The organism is Micromonospora sp. CA-246542 (assembly GCF_050942905.1).
GTDB lineage: Bacteria > Actinomycetota > Actinomycetes > Mycobacteriales > Micromonosporaceae > Micromonospora.
Map to the genome: position 1 here is coordinate 3,119,092 of NZ_CP192040.1, position 16,387 is coordinate 3,135,478.

A 16,387-nucleotide genomic window follows, 5' to 3' on the forward strand; every position below is an offset into this window, starting at 1 on the left:
ACAGCGGTTGGCCAGGGCAACCATCGACGTCCGGCTTGGCGTGTCGATCCGGCCTGGCCTAACCTGGTCGTGGCGAGGGGAGTACTTCCCACGAACCATTCCGGTCAGTACGGCACGCCCGGCGTGCCTCGGGTGGTTGCCCATCGGGTGATGGGTGAAGGAGACCTCGAACATGACACGGTGTTCGAGGAGACCCCATGACCGAATTGTCCCCCCTGGCCGCGGCGAGTGACCTGTCGTCGATCGGTACGCCCACCCTCTGGGCGGTGACGATCGCCGGCGTGCTGCTCCTGCTGGTGCTGGACTTCCTGGTGACGCGCAAGCCGCACGAGGTGTCCATGCGGGAGGCGATCGGCTGGTCGACCTTCTACATCGCCCTGCCGCTGGCCTTCGGCGGGTGGCTCTGGGCCCGCTACGGCTCCCAGCAGGGCGTGGAGTACCTGACCGGTTACCTCGTCGAGAAGTCTCTCTCGGTCGACAACCTCTTCGTCTTCATGCTGCTGCTGGCCGCGTTCGCGGTGCCGGCCGTGCTGGCCCAGCGGGTGCTGCTCTACGGCATCGCGGGCGCCCTGGTGCTGCGGGCGGTCTTCATCGCCCTCGGCGCGGCGGCGTTGCAGACCCTCGACTTCGCGTTCCTGCTCTTCGCGATCATCCTCATCGCCACCGCGGTGAAGCTTCTGCGCGACGCCCTCTCCGGGCACGAGCAGGAGGTCGACATCAACAAGATGCGCTCGGTCAAGCTGCTGCGCAAGGTCATGCCGGTGGTCGACGAGTACCACGGCACCCGGATGACCGTCCGGGAGGGCGCACGGCGTGCGCTCACCCCGTTCGCCCTGGTGGTGGTCGCGGTGTTGGCCACCGACATCGTCTTCGCCGTCGACTCGGTGCCGGCGGTCTACGGCATCACCGAGGACCCGTACCTGGTCTTCGCCACCAACGCCTTCGCCCTGCTCGGCCTGCGGGCGCTCTACTTCGTCCTGCACGCGGCGCTGAGCCGGCTCGTGCACCTCAGCTACGGCCTGGCGATCATCCTGGCGTTCATCGGGCTCAAGCTGGGTCTGCACTGGGCGCACGGCATCTGGGAGAGCGTGCCGCAGATCCCCACCCTGGCCTCGCTCGGCGTGATCATCGGTGTGCTGGTGGTGGTCACCCTGACCAGTCTGCGCGCCACCCGGGGCGACACGCCCGCCGAGCGCGAGGTCGTGACCGAACGGCACTGAGCGCGCCGCGCCGGGTCCACGAGGGGGTACGCGGGAAAGCTCCCGCCCGGCCGGCCCGGGTGGTACGACTGTGCAATGGGAATCGTGTCACCGGGCTTCCAGGGTCGGCCCCGATCACAGGAGCCGGCCCTGCCGCCCGGTCAGTACCTGACCGAGGACTTTCCGGTGCTCTCGGCCGGCCCGACACCCCGGGTCTCCCTGGACACCTGGGAGTTCGTCATCGCCGCCGAGAACGGCGCCGAGTACCGGTGGTCGTGGCAGGAGTTGATGGCGCTTCCGCAGGAGACGCCGACCGTCGACATCCACTGCGTCACCCACTGGTCGAAGCTCGGCACCTCGTGGACGGGCGTCTCCCTGGACACCCTGCTCGAGGGTGTGGACACGGGCGCGCACTTCGCGCTCGCGCACTCCTACGGCGGCTACACCACAAACGTGCCCCTGGACGACCTGCGCGGCGGCCGGGCGTGGGTGGCGCACACCTTCGACGGCGCGCCGCTGCCGGCCGAGCACGGCGGTCCGGCCCGGCTGCTGGTGCCGCACCTGTACTTCTGGAAGTCCGCCAAGTGGGTGCGCGGCATCCGGCTCAAGACGATGGACGAGCCGGGCTTCTGGGAGACCGCCGGGTACCACGACTACGGCGACCCGTGGCGCGAGCAGCGGTACCAGGGTGACTGAGCGGGCCGTGGCGACGGGCACCCCGGCCCGCGCGCCGATCAAGTGGCAGGTGGCCCGGCTGGTGGAGCGCCGGGTGGAGACGGCGTCCGCGCAGACGCTGGTGCTGGAGGTGCCCGACTGGCCGGGGCACCTGCCCGGCCAGCACGTCGACGTGCGCCTGACCGCCCCGGACGGCTACCAGGCCGCCCGGTCGTACTCGATCGCCGGGCCGGTCGTGGACGGGCCCGGTGGCCCGCGCATCGAGGTGACCGTCCAGCGGGTCCACGACGGCGAGGTGTCTCCGTACCTCATCGACGTTTTTGCCGCCGGCGACCCGGTGGAGATCCGCGGACCGCTCGGTGGCTGGTTCATCTGGCGTCCGGAGCAGACCGATCCGGTGCAGCTCGTGGCCGGCGGCTCCGGGGTCGTCCCGCTGATGGCGATGATCCGGGCGCGGCGGGAGGTAGGCAGCAAGGTGCCGTTCCGGCTGATCTACTCGGTCCGGACGCCGCAGGACGTGATCTACGCGGACGAGCTGCGCCGTCGGGGCCGCGACGACTTCGGCCTGGACGTGGCGTACGTCTACACGCGCGAGGCCCCCGACGGGTGGCGCGGCGAGCCGCACCGGGTCGGCCTGGCCGACGTCAACACGCATGGTTGGCCGCCGGATCTGCAACCGCTCACGTACGTCTGCGGTCCGACCGGGTTCGTGGAGGCTGTGGCCGACCTGCTGGTGGGGCTGGGCCATCCGTCGCGGCGGATCAGGACCGAACGCTTCGGCCCCACCGGCTGAGAGCGCCGCCCGCCGCTCACCGTCTTGTCGAGGAGATCCGATGACCAACATGTCCTACCTGGACGGCAACATGCTCGACGGTCCGCTGCGCGAGCTGTTCGCCGTCGATCTGAGCACCGCGATGGGCCGCTGTGAGAACTGCGGGATGACCGGATCGATGGCCAGCCTGCACGTCTACTCGCACGCCCCGGGTCTGGTCGGCCGCTGCCCGTCCTGCGAGTCGGTGATGGTACGGCTGGTGCGCGGGCCGGACCGGGCCTGGCTGGACATGCGTGGTGTCACCTACCTCCAGGTGCCGATGCCGATGGAGCAGACGCTGCCCGAGCCGCTCTGACGGGGCAGCTCAGCGGGGTGAGCGCGGGAAAGTGGATAAATACTTGATTTTCCATAGTCTTGAATTTATCGATGCCTTCTTGCCCGGTTTCCCGGTATGCGGTCGGATGTCCGGCAACTGTTAAGACGGTTGTCTATTCATCCACCCGTACCGAGGAGAGCCCCCATGCGCTGTCGACGCGTACTCCTGGCGGTGGTCATCGCGCTCGCCGCCGGCGCGGTGACCACCACCGCATCCCCGAGCGCCCAGGCTGCCCCGGCCACCTTCACCCATCCCGGTGTGCTGGTCAGCCGGCCGCAGCTCGACTTCGTCAAGGCGAAGGTGCAGGCCGGCGAGCAGCCGTGGCGCAACGCCTACAACCAGATGATGGGCAGCCGGTACGCCTCGCTGTCCCGGGTCCCCGCACCGCGCGCGACCGTCGAGTGCGGTCAGACCTCCAACCCGAACTACGGCTGCACCGACGAGCGCGAGGACGCCATCGCCGCGTACACCGACGCGCTGGCCTGGTACATCACCGGCAACTCGGCGTACGCGCAGAAGTCGATCGCCCTGATGGACGCCTGGTCCGCCACGATCCAGCGGCACACCAACGCCAACGCCCCGTTGCAGACCGGTTGGGCCGGCTCGGTCTGGCCGCGCGCCGCCGAGATCATCCGCTACACGTACGGCAACTGGCCCAACCAGGCCCGGTTCGCGACCATGCTGCGCACCGTCTACCTGCCCGTGGTCATCGCCGGTGACTCCCGTACCAGCAACTGGGACCTGACCCTCGCCGAGGCGGCCATCGGCATCTCGATCTTCCTGGAGGACCGCACGTCGTACGACCGGGCGCTCGCCCGGTTCCGGGCCGCGGCCGCCGCGTCCATCTACATCGCCGCGGACGGGGTCCGACCCCTGTACCCGCCGGCCACCAGCGTCGACACGCCCGCCGAACTCGTGTCCCGCTGGCACGGCCAGGCCACCTACACCGACGGTCACGCGCAGGAGACCTGCCGCGACTGGGTCCACACCGGCTACAGCATCTCCGCCATCTCGCACGTCGCCGAGACCACCCGCATCCAGGGCGGCGACCTCTACCCGGAGCTTCAGGACCGGCTGCGCCACGCCCTCGGCTTCCACACCAAGTACGAGAACGGCACCGCCGTGCCGTCGAGCGTGTGCGGCGGCTCGGTCGTCCTCGGCCTCGGCCCGATCACCGAGGTCGGCTTCAACGCGCTGCACAACCGGATGGGCATCGGCATGGCCAACACCCAGAGTTACACCGAGCGTAAGCGTCCCCAGGGCACGAACAACCTCTTCGTCGCCTGGGAGACCCTGACCCACGCCAACAACCCGGCGTAGCCGGCGGTTCAGCCCTTGATCGACTCCGTTTCGCCGTTGTGGGGGTGTCGAAGCGCCCCGGATACCCCCACATCGGCGATCGGGGTGCCACCCGTGTCGGGGCCACACGGCAGACTGACCGGATGAGCACCGGTCGGTGGCGCGACGTTCCCCTGCGGGTCCGGCTGGTCGTGTCGGTGGCCGTGCTGGTCTTCGCGTACGGCGGCGTCGTGCACGTACTCCAGCTGTTCGTCCCCGGTCTCCGGCCGCAGCTCGCCCTGCCCGGCTGGCTCGCGGTCTACTTCGCGTCCCTGACCCTGTGGGATCCGCTGGCGGCGCTGCTGCTGGCGGCCCGCCGTTCGGCGGGGCTCGCGCTGGGCTGCGCCGTGCTGGTCACGGACGCCGCCGCCAACGGGTACGCCAACTACGTGCTCGACCCGGCCGGTGGCGTCACCCCGGGCCGGATCGGGCAGGCCGTCATCACCGTTCTCGCCCTCGCGCTCGTCGCGCTCACCCCGTGGCTGGCCCGGTGGTTCAGTCCGGCGCGATGAGCGGGCGGCGGTACGGGGTCCAGCCGACGAACCGCGCTATGCGCGGGCGCTGCACCAGGGTGCCAGTCCGTTGCTGGGTGATGAGATGGAGCAGCAGGTCGCTGCCCGGATGCAACGTCAGGGGATTCTCTCTCGCGAGAAGCCGCCCCTGTTCGTCGCCGTGCTCGACGACACCGTCCTCGAACGGCCCGTGGGCGGGCCGGCGGTGATGCGCGAGCAGCTACAGCACCTGCTTGAGGTCGGTCGGCGGCCACGGGTGCACCTGCACCTCGTACCTCGTAGTGTGGGCGCCTATCCCGGGCTGAACGGCGCCTTCGTGATCGCCACGCCGGCCGACGGGGAGGACGTGGCCTACCTGGACAATCCTCTACAGGGGACGGTGGTCGAGCGCACCGCCGACGTACTATCGCTGCGGCAGTCGTGGGAATCGGTACGGGCCGAGGCGTTGTCGCACCGGCAGACCCTCGACGTGATCACGGAGGCGGCAGCGGCATGGACCTGACCGGCGCGATCTGGCACAAGAGCACCCGCAGCAGCGGCAATTCCGGCGACTGCATCGAGGTCGCGGCCAACCTGCCGGGCGTGGTGGGCGTACGCGACAGCAAGGACCCGGCCGGTCCGGCGCTGGTCGTCACCCCGGCGGCCTGGCGGGCCTTCGTCACGTTCGTCACGCGCCACTGACCGGGCCGGCGAGCGCCGACCGGATCAGCCTCTCGACCAGCCGTGGCGTGACCGGCTCCAGGGCGAACACCTCGGCCACCCGCTCGGGATCCGTGGTGATGATCGGTCCGTAGTTGAGCCACGGGTCGTCGAAGGCGACCCGCTCCTCCAGCCGGACGTCCGGGCCGCCGTCGACGGTCCACACCCGGACCACGACGTGGCCCGGATCGGCCTGGCTGACCGTCCATCGATAGTCGACGTCGTCGACGCGGATCGTCCGCTTACGGGTCCTGGCCACGGTGCGAGGTTAGGCGGCGGGCGGGCGCGGCGGTAGCGGGATTCGCGCCGGACGAGGGGCTCCGTCGAATACTCGGATGCGGACCGGCGTGCTCATCCTTAGGCTTCCGCTCCACGGCGTCCGCATTGGGATCGGAGATGAGCAGACCGATGACCTCTCACCTGTTCGCGATCAGCTTCGACGCGCTCGAACCTCTGCCGCTGGCGCGGTTCTGGTCCGGCATCCTCGGCTGGGAGATCGTCGACGATCCGCGCGAGGGTGTGGGGCTCGTGCCCACCGACGACACCGGGTTCCGCCTCCGCTTCCCGCCGACCGAGCAGCCGAAGGTCGTCCAGAACCTCATGCACTTCGACCTGACGAGCACCTCGCTACAGGATCAGGAGCTGACGGTCTCCAGAGCGATCGAGCTGGGTGGACGGCACCTCGACATCGGCCAGGGCCCGGACGCCGACCACGTGGTGCTGGCCGACCCGGAGGGCAACGAGTTCGACGTCATCCCGCCGGGCAACAACTTCCTCGCTGGCTGCGGGTTCGTCGGCGCGCTGGCCTGCGACGGCACGCCGGAGGTCGGGTACTTCTGGGCCGAGGCGCTCGGTTGGCCGCTGGTCTGGGACCAGGACCAGGAGACCGCCATCCAGTCCCCGCGCGGCGGCACGAAGATCACCTGGGGTGGGCCGCCCTACATGTCGAGCGAGGGCAGGGGCCGGGTGAGCTTCGACCTCGCCCCACCCGTCGACGGTGACCAGCAGGCGGAGGTGGACCGTCTGCTCGCCCTCGGCGCGACCCGGGTCGGCACCGACCCGGCGGGCGCGGTGGTGCTGGCCGATTCCGACGGCACCCCCTTCCGGCTGCTGACGCCCCGCTAGGCCGTCCCCGGCTGGGCGTGCGGCCGGTATGAACGGCGGGCCGGTTGGACAACTGTCGCGCCGGTCGTCAGAGTGGTCCGCCGTGAGATACCTGCGCAGCGGTGGTCCCGCCGCGATCCGGCGACCCCGGCCGACCGACGTCGACGAGTTCGTGGCGGCCGTGCGGCGGAGTCGGGACCTGCACCACCCGTGGCTGGCCGCGCCGGAAACGCCCGAGGAGTACGACCGTTACCTCGCCCGGATCCGCCGCCGGGACAGCGCCGGCTACCTGATCTGCGACCGGGCCAGCGGAGCGATCGCCGGCTACGTGAACATCAGCGGCATCGTGCTCGGCGCGCTGCGTGGCGGGTACCTGGGGTACGCGGCGTTCGAGCCGTACAGCGGCACCGGCCACGCCTCGGCGGGCATCGCCCTGGTCATCGACCACGCGTTCACGAGCGTGGGGTTGCACCGCCTGGAGGCGAACATCCAGCCCGGCAACGAGCCGTCCCGGCGGGTCGCCCGCAAGCTCGGCTTCCGCCTGGAGGGCTTCTCCCCCGACTACCTCTTCATCGACGGCGCCTGGCGCGACCACGAACGCTGGGCCATAACAGCCCTCACCCCACCCACCCCCACCCCACCTCCCGCGTGATCAAGAGGTTTGCGTCACGACACGCCGAGGCGCGTGACGCAAACCTCTTGATCAACAAGACCGGGACGGTGGGGCGGGGAGGGGGCAGGGGGCAGGGGGCAGGGGGCAGGGGGGTTAGGCGCCGGGGCGGGGGAAGGCTACCGGGCTGTGGAGGCCGGCGCGGTTGACGGCGCGGATGCCGAAGAAGACGTTGTCCTTGGACAGGTCGATGCTGACCTCGGTGACGTCGCCGACCCCGATGACGCGCTGCCACTCGGCGGCCGTGGTCTCGCGCCACACCACCTCGTAGCCGGCCAGGTCCGGCTCGTCGCCGCGCTGCCAGCGCAGCGTGGTGTTGTTGGTCAGGTCGGTGGTCACGATGATGGCGCCCTTGGGCGTACCGGGGGCCTGGGCCAGGGACCACAGCGCGGCGCCGTTCACCCTCGCCACCCGCGCGATGTACGCGAAGTCGCAGAACTCCGGCAGGTCACCGAACTGCTTGCCGTCCTGCACGCGGACGTCCTGGTGCTGGTGGGCGAAGTCCTCGTTCGGCTCCGTGAACCGGGCCGCCGGCCAGCCCTCGCGCAGGAACGAGATGTGGTCGCTGCCGCGCAGGTAGCGGTCCCGCCGGTAGATCACCCGGACCCGCATGCCGGTCGTTTCGTTGTCCGCCACGTCCCGGACGAACCGGGCGAGTTGGCGCGACGGTGAGTCGTTCTCGCCGCCGACGGACTGGCGGGTGGTGGCCTCCTCCGGAGTCTCCGCGGTCGGCACGCCCTCGGCGAACAGCCGCACCGTGTACGGGTCGCGGGCGCCGTCGTCGGCGGTGCTGCTGCCCACGATGTCGTCGCTGAACATGCCCTGCACGTCGACGCCGGCCGCCTTGAGCTGCGCGGCCAGGTACGCCGAGCCGTACAGGCCCTGTTCCTCGGCGGCCACTGCGGCGAACACGATGGTGGCGGCCGTCGGCCGGGTGGCCATCAGTCGGGCCAGCTCCAGCACCACGGCCACGCCCGAGGCGTCGTCGTCCGCTCCGGGGGCGTCGCTGACGGCGTCCATCACGTCGGTGACCCGGGAGTCGTAGTGGCCCGTCACCACGTAGGTGCGGTTCGGCGACGTCGCGCCACGCAGGGTCGCGACCACGTTGGTGATCCGGGTGGCGGTGGGAATCCGGGACGCGGGCTGCTGGACGTACGACTGGAGCTCGACCGTCATCCGGCCGCCGGAGGTGGCCGCGTACTCCTGCAACCGGGCGTGGATCCAGTCCCGGGCGGCGCCGATCCCCCGCTCGGGGTCGTCCTGGCTGGAGAGGGTGTGCCGGGTGCCGAACGCGGCGAGCCGGCGCACGATCGCCTCGATCCGGCGTGGGTCGACCTGGCGCAGCAGCTCGCGCAGCTCGCGGTCGGGCCGCTGCGGGTGTGCTGCGCGCCCGGGGCCGGCGGGGCCGGCGTCAGCGGCGGCGGGCGCGGCCAGGGCCGGCAGCGCGACGGTGGCGGCGGTCGCCGCGGTGGCGGCGGAGGCGGACAGGAAGGTGCGGCGGGTGGGCCTCGTGGGCGACCCGCCGATGTCGTCTGATCCCATTGGGGCATCCTGCCCATCGATGGTGGTGTCTGTCCATATCGTTCGACGTGGATGTTGGGGGAGTTCACCCGATCCGGGTGATGACACTCCGTAACTCGGTCCCTACGGTGGGTGTCATGGCTGTCGTGCGCGCGACCCCCGCCAACCCGACCGTGGGCGTGGCTTCCGCGACGGGGGATAGTGGTGACCAGCGCGCGATGCCGCCCGAGCTGGGCCCCAACTCGCTCGCCGTGCTCAGCGGCCCCACCTTCCTTTACTCCGACGCGCGCGGCGACGTGCCACCCGGCAGCATCGGCGGGCTCGTGCACCTGGACACCCGCCTGATCAGCGGCTGGACCCTCACCGTCAACGGTGGTCAGCTGCTGGTGTTGCGGGCCAGGACCATCGAGCACTACTCCGCGCAGTACGTGCTCACCAACCCGCAACTGCCCGGGCTGGCGCCGAACGGTCTCGCCATCCGGCGGTTGCGCTACGTCAGCGACGGCTTCCACGAGCGGGTGGAGCTGGTGTCGTACCAGCCCGAGCCGGTGCGGGTGGAGCTGCGCCTCGCCGTCGACGTGGACTTCGCCGACCTGTTCGAGGTCAAGTCCGTGGTCCGGGACCGCTCCGCGCAGATCGTCCGCGGCCACGCCGCCGACGGCTCCGAGCTGTGCTTCTCCTACCGCAACGGAGACTTCACCGCCGAGACCCGGGTGCGTTGCGCGACCCCGGCGGACCGGATCGAGGGGGACGATCTGGTCTGGGACCTGCACCTGCGTCCGCGCGAGGACTGGCTGGTGGACCTACACGTGCCGCTGGCGCCGGGCCTGGGAGTGGTCGAACCGGTGCGGGGCGACATCATCGATGTCCTCCAAGGCAGGGCCGAAGACCCGCTGCGCCGGTGGACCGAGGATCGGGCCGTGCTGCGCAGCGACAGCCAGGCGCTGGAGTGCACCGTCCGCCAGTCCCGCGACGACCTGGCCGCGCTGCGGCTCGACCTGGAGGTCAAAGGTCAGCGGATCCTGCTGCCCGGCGCGGGGCTGCCCTGGTTCCTGAGCGTCTTCGGGCGGGACACGCTGATCACCGCGTACCAGACGTTGGTGGCCGGGCCGGCGCTGGCGAAGGGGGCGCTGCTCGCGCTCGCCCGACTACAGGGCGAGGCCTGTGACGATTTCACCGACGAGGAGCCTGGCAAGATCCTGCACGAGGCCCGCAGCGGCGAGCTGACCCGTACCGGCCAGAAGCCGTACGGCCCCTACTACGGCACCGCCGACGCCACTCAGCTCTGGCTGATCCTGCTCTCGGAGTACTGGCGGTGGACCCGCGACGACGAGACCGTCCGGCACCTGCGCGACAACGCGCTGGCCGCGCTGCGGTGGATCGACGAGTACGGCGACCGCGACGGCGACGGCTTCGTGGAGTACGCCACCCGGTCTCCGGAAGGGCTGGGCAACCAGTGCTGGCGGGACTCGCCGGACGGCGTCTGCTTCGCCGACGGGCGTATCCCGGTGCTGCCGCTGGCAACGGCCGACGTCCAGGGCTACACCTTCGACGCGAAGGTGCGGCTGGCCGAACTGTTCGACGGCCCGCTGGGCGACCCCACCCTGGCGGCACGGCTGCGCGACGAGGCCGGCACCCTGTACGAGCGGTTCAACCGGGACTTCTGGATCGACGAGCGGGGCGGCTACTACGCGGTGGCCCTCGACGGCGACAAGAACGTGGTCGACTCCAAGACGTCCAGCATGGGTCACCTGCTGTGGAGCGGGATCGTGCCGCCGGGGCGGGCGGACGCGGTGGTGCGCCAGCTCATGTCGCCCGACATGTTCTCCGGCTGGGGCATCCGGACGCTGTCCGCCGAGGAACGCCTCTACCGGCCCCTCAGCTACCACCTGGGCACGGTCTGGCCGCACGACAACTCGCTGATCGCCCTCGGCCTGGCCCGCTACGGCTACCGGGCGGAGGCGAACCGGGTCAGCCTGGCGATGATCGACGCTGCCGAGCAGTTCGATCACCGACTGCCCGAGGCGCTCAGCGGGTCCGACCGGCAACGGCTGCTGTTCGCCATCCCGTATCCCACCGCGTGCAGCCCACAGGCGTGGGCGGCCGGAGCGCCCCTGGCGCTGGTCCGCGCGATGCTGGGGCTCAACCCGGTCGAGGGTCGGCTCGTGCTCGACCCGGCGGTTCCACCGGAGATCGGCCGGATCTCGGCCAACCGGGTGCGGGCCTTCGGTCAGGAGTGGGGTGTGGAGGCGACGGGCTCCAGCGGCCACGTCTGGATCGAGCGGAGCTGACCGCGCGCCTGCGCTTCGACGTTTGTCCTGGGCTGCGGCGGGAAACGGCCGGCAATGACGAAACCTCGTGTGGTGATCGTGGGGGCCGGGTTCGCCGGTTACCACGCGGCGAAGACGTTGAGCCGGATCGCCCGGGACCGGGCCGAGATCGTGGTGCTGAACTCCACCGACTACTTCCTGTACCTGCCGCTGCTGCCCGAGGTGGCGGCCGGGGTGGTCGAGCCGTCGCGCATCGCCGTGCCGCTGACCGGGACCCTCAAGGGCGTCCGGGTCGTGATCGGCGAGGCGGACCACGTCGACCTCCAGAACCGCTGGGTCGGCTTCACCCAGCCCGAGGGGGAGAAGAACCGCCTGGCGTACGACCGGCTGGTCCTCGCCGTGGGCAGCGTCAACAAGCTGCTCCCCATCCCGGGCGTCACCGAGTACGCGCACGGCTTCCGCGGCCTGCCCGAGGCCGTCTACCTGCACGACCACATCGTCCGCCAGGTGGAGTTGGCCGAGCAGGCCGAGGACCTGGCCGAGCAGCGGGCCCGCTCCACCTTCGTGGTGGTCGGTGCGGGGTACACCGGCACCGAGGTTGCCGCGCACGGCCAACTGTTCACCGACGCCCTGCACGCGCAGCGACCCCGGCTGACCGTCCGGCCCCGCTGGATGCTGCTCGACGTCGCCCCCCGCGTGCTGCCGGAGCTGGACAAGAGAATGTCCGACACCTCGCACAAGGTGCTCAACAAGCGCGGCGTGGACGTGCGGATGGGCACCTCGGTGGCCGAGGCGACCTGCGACGGGGTCAAGCTCACCGACGGCGAGTACATCCCCACCTGCACGCTGGTGTGGTGCGTGGGCGTACGGCCCGACCCGTTCGTCAACGAGTTGGGCCTGCGCACCGAGCGGGGCCGGCTGGTCACCGACGAGTACCTCAACGTCCCCGGCTATCCGGAGGTCTTCGCCTGTGGTGACGCGGCCGCCGTGCCCGACCTGGTCAACCCGGGGCAGATCTGCGGCATGACGGCGCAGCACGCGGAGCGGCAGGGCAAGCGGGTGGCGCACAACATCGCCGCGTCGTACGGGTTCGGCAAGCGCCGGCCGTACAAGCACCACGACCTGGGCTGGGTGGTCGACCTGGGTGGCAAGGACGCCGCCGCGAACCCGCTACAGGTCAACCTGGCCGGGCTGCCCGCCAAGGCGGTCACCCGGGCGTACCACCTGATGGCGATGCCGGGTAACCGCACCCGCGTGGGGGCCGACTGGGTGCTCGACGCCGCGCTCACCCGCTCGGCGGTGCAGTTGGGGCTGGTCCCGGCGAACGCGGTGCCGTTGGAGAGCACCTCACCCGAGGTCGCGGCGCGCGGTCGCTGAGCGGGGCGGGTTCGCCCGTCGCGGGCCGTACTCGCGCAGCAGGATCTGGACGATGCCGGCGGCGGGGATGGCCAGCAGCGCGCCGAGCAGTCCGGCCAGCTCCGCCGCGAGCAGCAGGCTCAGCAGCACAGTCAGCGGATTGAGTCGTACCGCGCGGGCCAGGATGAGCGGCTGGAGCAGGTGGTTCTCCACCTGCTGGTAGACGACGAAGAAGACGAGCACGACGACGCCGGCGGTGGGGGAGTGCAGGAACCCCGCCCCGGCGGCGAGCACCGCGCCGATCGTCGCGCCCACCAGCGGTATCAGGTCGGCCACCGCCACGAGCAGCGCGATCACCCCGGCGAACGGCACCCCCGTGAGGCTCAACACCAGGAAGGTCAACGCGCCACAGATCACGCTGATCAGCAGGTTGCCGGTGAGGTAGCCGGTGACCGTGCGGGACACCTCCCGGCCGACGCGGCGCAACCGCTCGCCCGGACCGTCCCCGGCCACCGCGAGCACGCCGCGGGTGATCCGCGGCGATTCCAACACCATGAGGTACGCCAGCACGACGACCGTGACCAGCCCCGCGACCCCCTCCGCCACGCCGCGCAGCACCCCGACGGCGGGCTGCCGCAGCCGCGCTCCGGCGTTGCGCAGCTCGTCCGCGTGCGCGCTGGCGTAGCGCCGTACCCCGGTGCGTTCCAGGAACTGACCCAGCGGACCGCGCCCGGCGCGCGCGTCGCGCAGCAGCTCGGGCCCCCGCTCGGCGAACCGGCCCACCTCGTCCAACAGCGGCACCAGGATCACCGTGGCGAGGACCGTCAGCACGACGAACGCGGCGAGGAAGACGAGCAGCGTGGCCAGCGCCCGGCGGCGGACGAACCGGCGTTGCAGCCGGTCCACGGCCGGTTTGAGCGCGACCGCGAAGAAGGCGGCCACCACCGCCCAGACGAGCACCCGGCGGGTCGCGTACACGAAGGCGAGCGCCAGCGCGGTGGCCAGCACCAGCGCGATCACGACCAGGGTCCGGCGGGCGGTGGCCCGATCGTCGGCGTTGCTCACCCGCCGCGCCTTCCCCGCGCAGACCGTAGGAAACCCGGCATCGCGGCCGGTCGGCCCTAATCAGCCGTCGGTGTCGAGAAGCGGGTGGGCGCCGGCCACGAAGGTGTCGAGGGCGGCGGCGTGCAGCAGCCCACCCGCGATCGGGTCGCGCAGCGCGGCCACGGCGAGCCGACCGACCGGCAGCCCGCCGGGGCGGTGCGTCGCGGCGAGCACCAGGTTGCCGTAGCGCCGACCACGCAGCATCCGGCGGTCGCCGAACACGCAGACGTCCCCGAAGACCGCCCGCAGCGTCGCCACCTGCACGCGGGTGCCGACCAGCGGTGGCAGATCCGTCACGTTGACCAGGTAGAGCCCTCCGGGCCGCAGGACACGGGCCACCTCGGCGGCGAACTCCACGGTGCGGACGTGCCCGGGCATCCGGGCGGCCCGGTAGATGTCGGCGATCACCAGGTCGTACGCGTCCGCCTCGGCGGCGCTGACCGCCTCCCGCGCGTCGCCGACCTCCACCCGCACCTCGGGTGGCAGCGGCGGCAACTCCCGCGCCACCAGGTCGACAACCGCCCGGTCCCGTTCCACGACCCGCTGTTCCGAGCCCGGCCGGGTGGCGGCCAGCCAGCGGGGCAGCGTCAACGCGCCGCCGCCGAGGTGCAGCACGTCCAGGGGTACGCCGGCCGGCGCCGCCAGATCCACGGCCGACGCGATCCGGCGGACGTACTCGAAGTGCAGGTGCCGGGGGTCCTCGACGTCCACGTACGACTGCTCGACGCCGGCGGAGAGCAGCGTCCGTCCGGTCCTGCGGACCGGATCGGCGACCAACTCCAGACGGTCGGCGGCGCGGTTCATGACGGCACGCTAACCGAGCAGCCGACGGGCCGGCGGCGCGGGAGCACCCGCGTCCGCCGGCCCGCGTACGCCGTGACGGTGGTCAGCCGCCGGCCATCCCGGCGCCGACCTCGTCGATCGCGTCGTCGATCGCGTGGGCCAGGTCCACGTCCAGCGCGCTCACCCCGTCCGCCTGGTTCGTGCGGACGGTCAGCACGGCTGCCGTGTCGCCGGGCCGCCCGATGCTCGGGCCCCGGCCGGTCTCCTGACGCAGCCGGTCGAGTCGGGCGAGCACCCGGTCGAGGTTGTCCGGCGGCAGCGCGACCACCCGGTACAGGGCGGTGGTGTCGCCGGCCCAGTACGGCAGGTCGTCCAGCGCCGCCTGGACCTGCTCCTCGTCCAGGGTGGGTGTGGTGGTGGAGGCCCCCACGATGCCACCGCCGGCCGCTGGCGGGTTCAGCAGCTCCCGCAGGCCGTCGGGGACGTGCAGGGACTCGATCAGGTCGCCGTCCTGCTCGGCGAGCGCGGCGATCGTCGCCTCCGCCTGGTAGCGGGCCTGCTCGGGCGTACGCCCGCTGATCCGGCCCACCTCGGCCAGGAAGCCGGGCAGATCCCGGTGCCGCTCGATGCCGTCCACGGGCACCACGTCGTGCAGCGAGTTCGGCACGGCGGCGAGCAGTCGTTGCCGCTCCGCCGTGTCGAGCGCGAAGGCCAGCACCAGCACGGTCGCCTCGGCGCCCACCTTCGCCGTCGGGAAGTCGACCCCGGACCGGCGTCCGACGTCCTCGACCAGGTCCTTGTAGCCCACGCTCGTCACACCGGCCGCGCCACCGGGAGGCGGCTGCGGTCGCGGATTGTCCGGGGTACCCCTGGACGGCGGCGCCGGTCCACCACGCGTGGTGTCCGCCTTGTGCCGTCCGGCCGGCGGCGGCCCGGCCCGTCTGCTCTGGTCCAGGCTGGTGAGCTGCTTGGAGGCGCTCAGGCTCGCGCCGTACTCGCTGGGCTGGCCGCCCTGTTCGCGGGCCTGCCGGGCCAGCGCCCGGCGGCGCTGGTTGTCGCCCTCCATCTGCTTGCGCATGGTGACGCCCCTTCCGCTGGGGATCGATCCTGCGACGGTCGCGTTCCCGCCGTCCCGGGAGCCGAAACGGACGCTGCCGGCCGAGTAGGGCTGAGCGTGGGCCGGGCTTCATCCGCCCGGGGTGAGGGGCGCTCACCCGCGCGGCCCGCAGGATCGGGGCAGGAGGCAGTTCTTCCGAGGTACGCGGAAGGAAGGTCGTCATGAAACGGATCGTCGAAATCGTTCCCGCTCGACCTGGCTGGTACGCCCGCTGGCAGCTCACGCCCGACGCCACCCGGTGCTACCCGGTGAGCCTGTGGGCGCTGTTGGAGGAGGCCGACGGGACCGGCCGGGAAGTGGTCGGAATGGACTGCATCGGCCAGTGGCCGGGTGCGGACGACAACGAGGCGGGTGGGGAGTTTGTCCGCTACCTGTACCAGACGCCCGACTCGGGGGAACCCGACGACATCGAACCTCCGTCGACCGTCGAACTGCGCGACGGCGGGCCCCGACTCCAGCCGATGACCGCGCCCTAGGCATTTTTCCGGCCCCCGGCCCCAGGTCCCAGGGTCGGGGGCCACCCCCCTCGCGCGTGGGGTGGTCGCTCGGTGCGCCCGTCAGCCGGTGGCGCGCAGGTCGTCGTCGCCCTGCACGGCCAGCAGTTCGGTGAGGCCGGTGCGGTCCAGCAACTGCTGGATCTGCGGGCTGACCCCGGTGAGCTGGATCGCGCCGACGCTCCGACGCGCGATCAGCAGGGCGCTGAGCCCGGACGAGTCGCAGAGGCCGACGCCGCTCAGGTCGATCGTCACCTGCTGCTCGCCGTGCAGGCCGGCCGCGGCGGCCACCAGCTCGGGCGCGGTGTCGTAGTCGAGCTCGCCGGTCAGCCGTAGCCGGACGTGACCGGCGTCGGGCCGGCTCACCTCGATGGTCAACAGCTGGTGGGGCATTGCA

General features: G+C 71.7%; 19 protein-coding genes. 13 read left to right on the forward strand and 6 right to left on the reverse strand.

Annotated features, from left to right (window positions below; genetic code table 11):
• Nucleotides 1-197 precede the first annotated feature (197 nt).
• The 8 genes from ACQP0N_RS14580 (at nt 198) to ACQP0N_RS14615 (ending at nt 5,553) form a co-directional block, all read left to right on the forward strand.
• Nucleotides 198-1,220: a TerC/Alx family metal homeostasis membrane protein gene (locus tag ACQP0N_RS14580; protein ID WP_433120779.1), complete on the forward strand. Its 1,023-nt coding sequence runs from the start codon at nt 198-200 to the stop codon at nt 1,218-1,220.
• Nucleotides 1,221-1,295: 75 nt separating this feature from the next.
• Nucleotides 1,296-1,895 (forward strand): sulfite oxidase-like oxidoreductase, encoded by a 600-nt coding sequence (locus tag ACQP0N_RS14585; RefSeq protein ID WP_433120781.1) that lies wholly within the window; start codon nt 1,296-1,298, stop codon nt 1,893-1,895.
• A 7-nt stretch (nt 1,896-1,902) separates the two neighbouring features.
• Nucleotides 1,903-2,667: a ferredoxin reductase gene (locus ACQP0N_RS14590; RefSeq protein ID WP_433121628.1), complete on the forward strand. Its 765-nt coding sequence runs from the start codon at nt 1,903-1,905 to the stop codon at nt 2,665-2,667.
• A gap of 40 nt (nt 2,668-2,707) precedes the next feature.
• The gene (locus tag ACQP0N_RS14595) at nt 2,708-3,001 is read left to right on the forward strand and encodes a DUF6510 family protein (protein ID WP_355052334.1); all 294 of its coding nucleotides are present in this window, start codon (nt 2,708-2,710) and stop codon (nt 2,999-3,001) included.
• 165 nt (nt 3,002-3,166) lie between these two features.
• The gene (locus ACQP0N_RS14600; RefSeq protein ID WP_433120783.1) at nt 3,167-4,342 is read left to right on the forward strand and encodes an alginate lyase family protein; all 1,176 of its coding nucleotides are present in this window, start codon (nt 3,167-3,169) and stop codon (nt 4,340-4,342) included.
• 122 nt (nt 4,343-4,464) lie between these two features.
• Nucleotides 4,465-4,872, forward strand: coding sequence for a hypothetical protein (locus ACQP0N_RS14605; protein ID WP_433120785.1), 408 nt, complete (start codon nt 4,465-4,467; stop codon nt 4,870-4,872).
• An 85-nt stretch (nt 4,873-4,957) separates the two neighbouring features.
• Nucleotides 4,958-5,374, forward strand: coding sequence for a DUF5753 domain-containing protein (locus tag ACQP0N_RS14610; protein WP_433120787.1), 417 nt, complete (start codon nt 4,958-4,960; stop codon nt 5,372-5,374).
• Nucleotides 5,365-5,553: a DUF397 domain-containing protein gene (locus ACQP0N_RS14615; protein ID WP_433120789.1), complete on the forward strand. Its 189-nt coding sequence runs from the start codon at nt 5,365-5,367 to the stop codon at nt 5,551-5,553. Before ACQP0N_RS14610 ends, ACQP0N_RS14615 begins: the two co-directional genes overlap by 10 nt.
• On the opposite strand, the gene ACQP0N_RS14620 is transcribed toward ACQP0N_RS14615, so the two are convergent.
• The gene (locus ACQP0N_RS14620) at nt 5,540-5,830 is read right to left on the reverse strand and encodes a hypothetical protein (protein WP_433120790.1); all 291 of its coding nucleotides are present in this window, start codon (nt 5,828-5,830) and stop codon (nt 5,540-5,542) included. The two genes, ACQP0N_RS14615 and ACQP0N_RS14620, sit on opposite strands and share 14 nt — an antisense overlap.
• Before the next feature lie 149 nt (nt 5,831-5,979).
• Between ACQP0N_RS14620 and ACQP0N_RS14625 the strand changes: the two genes are divergently transcribed.
• Nucleotides 5,980-6,696 carry a VOC family protein gene (locus ACQP0N_RS14625; protein WP_433120792.1) on the forward strand — a complete coding sequence of 239 codons (717 nt, stop codon included), beginning with the start codon at nt 5,980-5,982 and terminating at the stop codon, nt 6,694-6,696.
• 82 nt (nt 6,697-6,778) lie between these two features.
• Nucleotides 6,779-7,327, forward strand: a complete 549-nt coding sequence (locus tag ACQP0N_RS14630; RefSeq protein ID WP_433120794.1) for a GNAT family N-acetyltransferase — start codon at nt 6,779-6,781, stop codon at nt 7,325-7,327.
• 114 nt (nt 7,328-7,441) lie between these two features.
• On the opposite strand, the gene ACQP0N_RS14635 is transcribed toward ACQP0N_RS14630, so the two are convergent.
• The gene (locus tag ACQP0N_RS14635; RefSeq protein WP_433120796.1) at nt 7,442-8,887 is read right to left on the reverse strand and encodes a M20/M25/M40 family metallo-hydrolase; all 1,446 of its coding nucleotides are present in this window, start codon (nt 8,885-8,887) and stop codon (nt 7,442-7,444) included.
• A gap of 116 nt (nt 8,888-9,003) precedes the next feature.
• Between ACQP0N_RS14635 and ACQP0N_RS14640 the strand changes: the two genes are divergently transcribed.
• Nucleotides 9,004-11,157 (forward strand): amylo-alpha-1,6-glucosidase, encoded by a 2,154-nt coding sequence (locus ACQP0N_RS14640; protein ID WP_433120798.1) that lies wholly within the window; start codon nt 9,004-9,006, stop codon nt 11,155-11,157.
• A gap of 54 nt (nt 11,158-11,211) precedes the next feature.
• Complete coding sequence (locus tag ACQP0N_RS14645) at nt 11,212-12,513, forward strand: NAD(P)/FAD-dependent oxidoreductase (protein ID WP_433120800.1); 1,302 nt, start codon at nt 11,212-11,214, stop codon at nt 12,511-12,513.
• Here ACQP0N_RS14645 and ACQP0N_RS14650 read toward each other — a convergent pair.
• The 3 genes from ACQP0N_RS14650 to ACQP0N_RS14660 form a co-directional block, all read right to left on the reverse strand.
• Nucleotides 12,484-13,557 carry an AI-2E family transporter gene (locus tag ACQP0N_RS14650; RefSeq protein WP_433120802.1) on the reverse strand — a complete coding sequence of 358 codons (1,074 nt, stop codon included), beginning with the start codon at nt 13,555-13,557 and terminating at the stop codon, nt 12,484-12,486. The genes ACQP0N_RS14645 and ACQP0N_RS14650 overlap by 30 nt on opposite strands.
• A 60-nt stretch (nt 13,558-13,617) precedes the next feature.
• Nucleotides 13,618-14,400: a spermidine synthase gene (locus ACQP0N_RS14655; protein ID WP_433120804.1), complete on the reverse strand. Its 783-nt coding sequence runs from the start codon at nt 14,398-14,400 to the stop codon at nt 13,618-13,620.
• Between the two features lie 82 nt (nt 14,401-14,482).
• Nucleotides 14,483-15,457, reverse strand: coding sequence for a DUF2267 domain-containing protein (locus tag ACQP0N_RS14660; protein WP_433120806.1), 975 nt, complete (start codon nt 15,455-15,457; stop codon nt 14,483-14,485).
• 200 nt (nt 15,458-15,657) lie between these two features.
• On the opposite strand from ACQP0N_RS14660, the gene ACQP0N_RS14665 reads away from it, so the two are divergent.
• A complete protein-coding gene (locus tag ACQP0N_RS14665; RefSeq protein WP_355052350.1) occupies nt 15,658-15,972 on the forward strand; it encodes a hypothetical protein in 315 nt (104 codons plus the stop codon).
• Nucleotides 15,973-16,053: 81 nt separating this feature from the next.
• Here the strand turns inward: ACQP0N_RS14665 and ACQP0N_RS14670 are convergent, their stop codons facing one another.
• Nucleotides 16,054-16,383 (reverse strand): STAS domain-containing protein, encoded by a 330-nt coding sequence (locus ACQP0N_RS14670; protein ID WP_433120809.1) that lies wholly within the window; start codon nt 16,381-16,383, stop codon nt 16,054-16,056.
• Between the last annotated feature and the right edge of the window lie 4 nt (nt 16,384-16,387).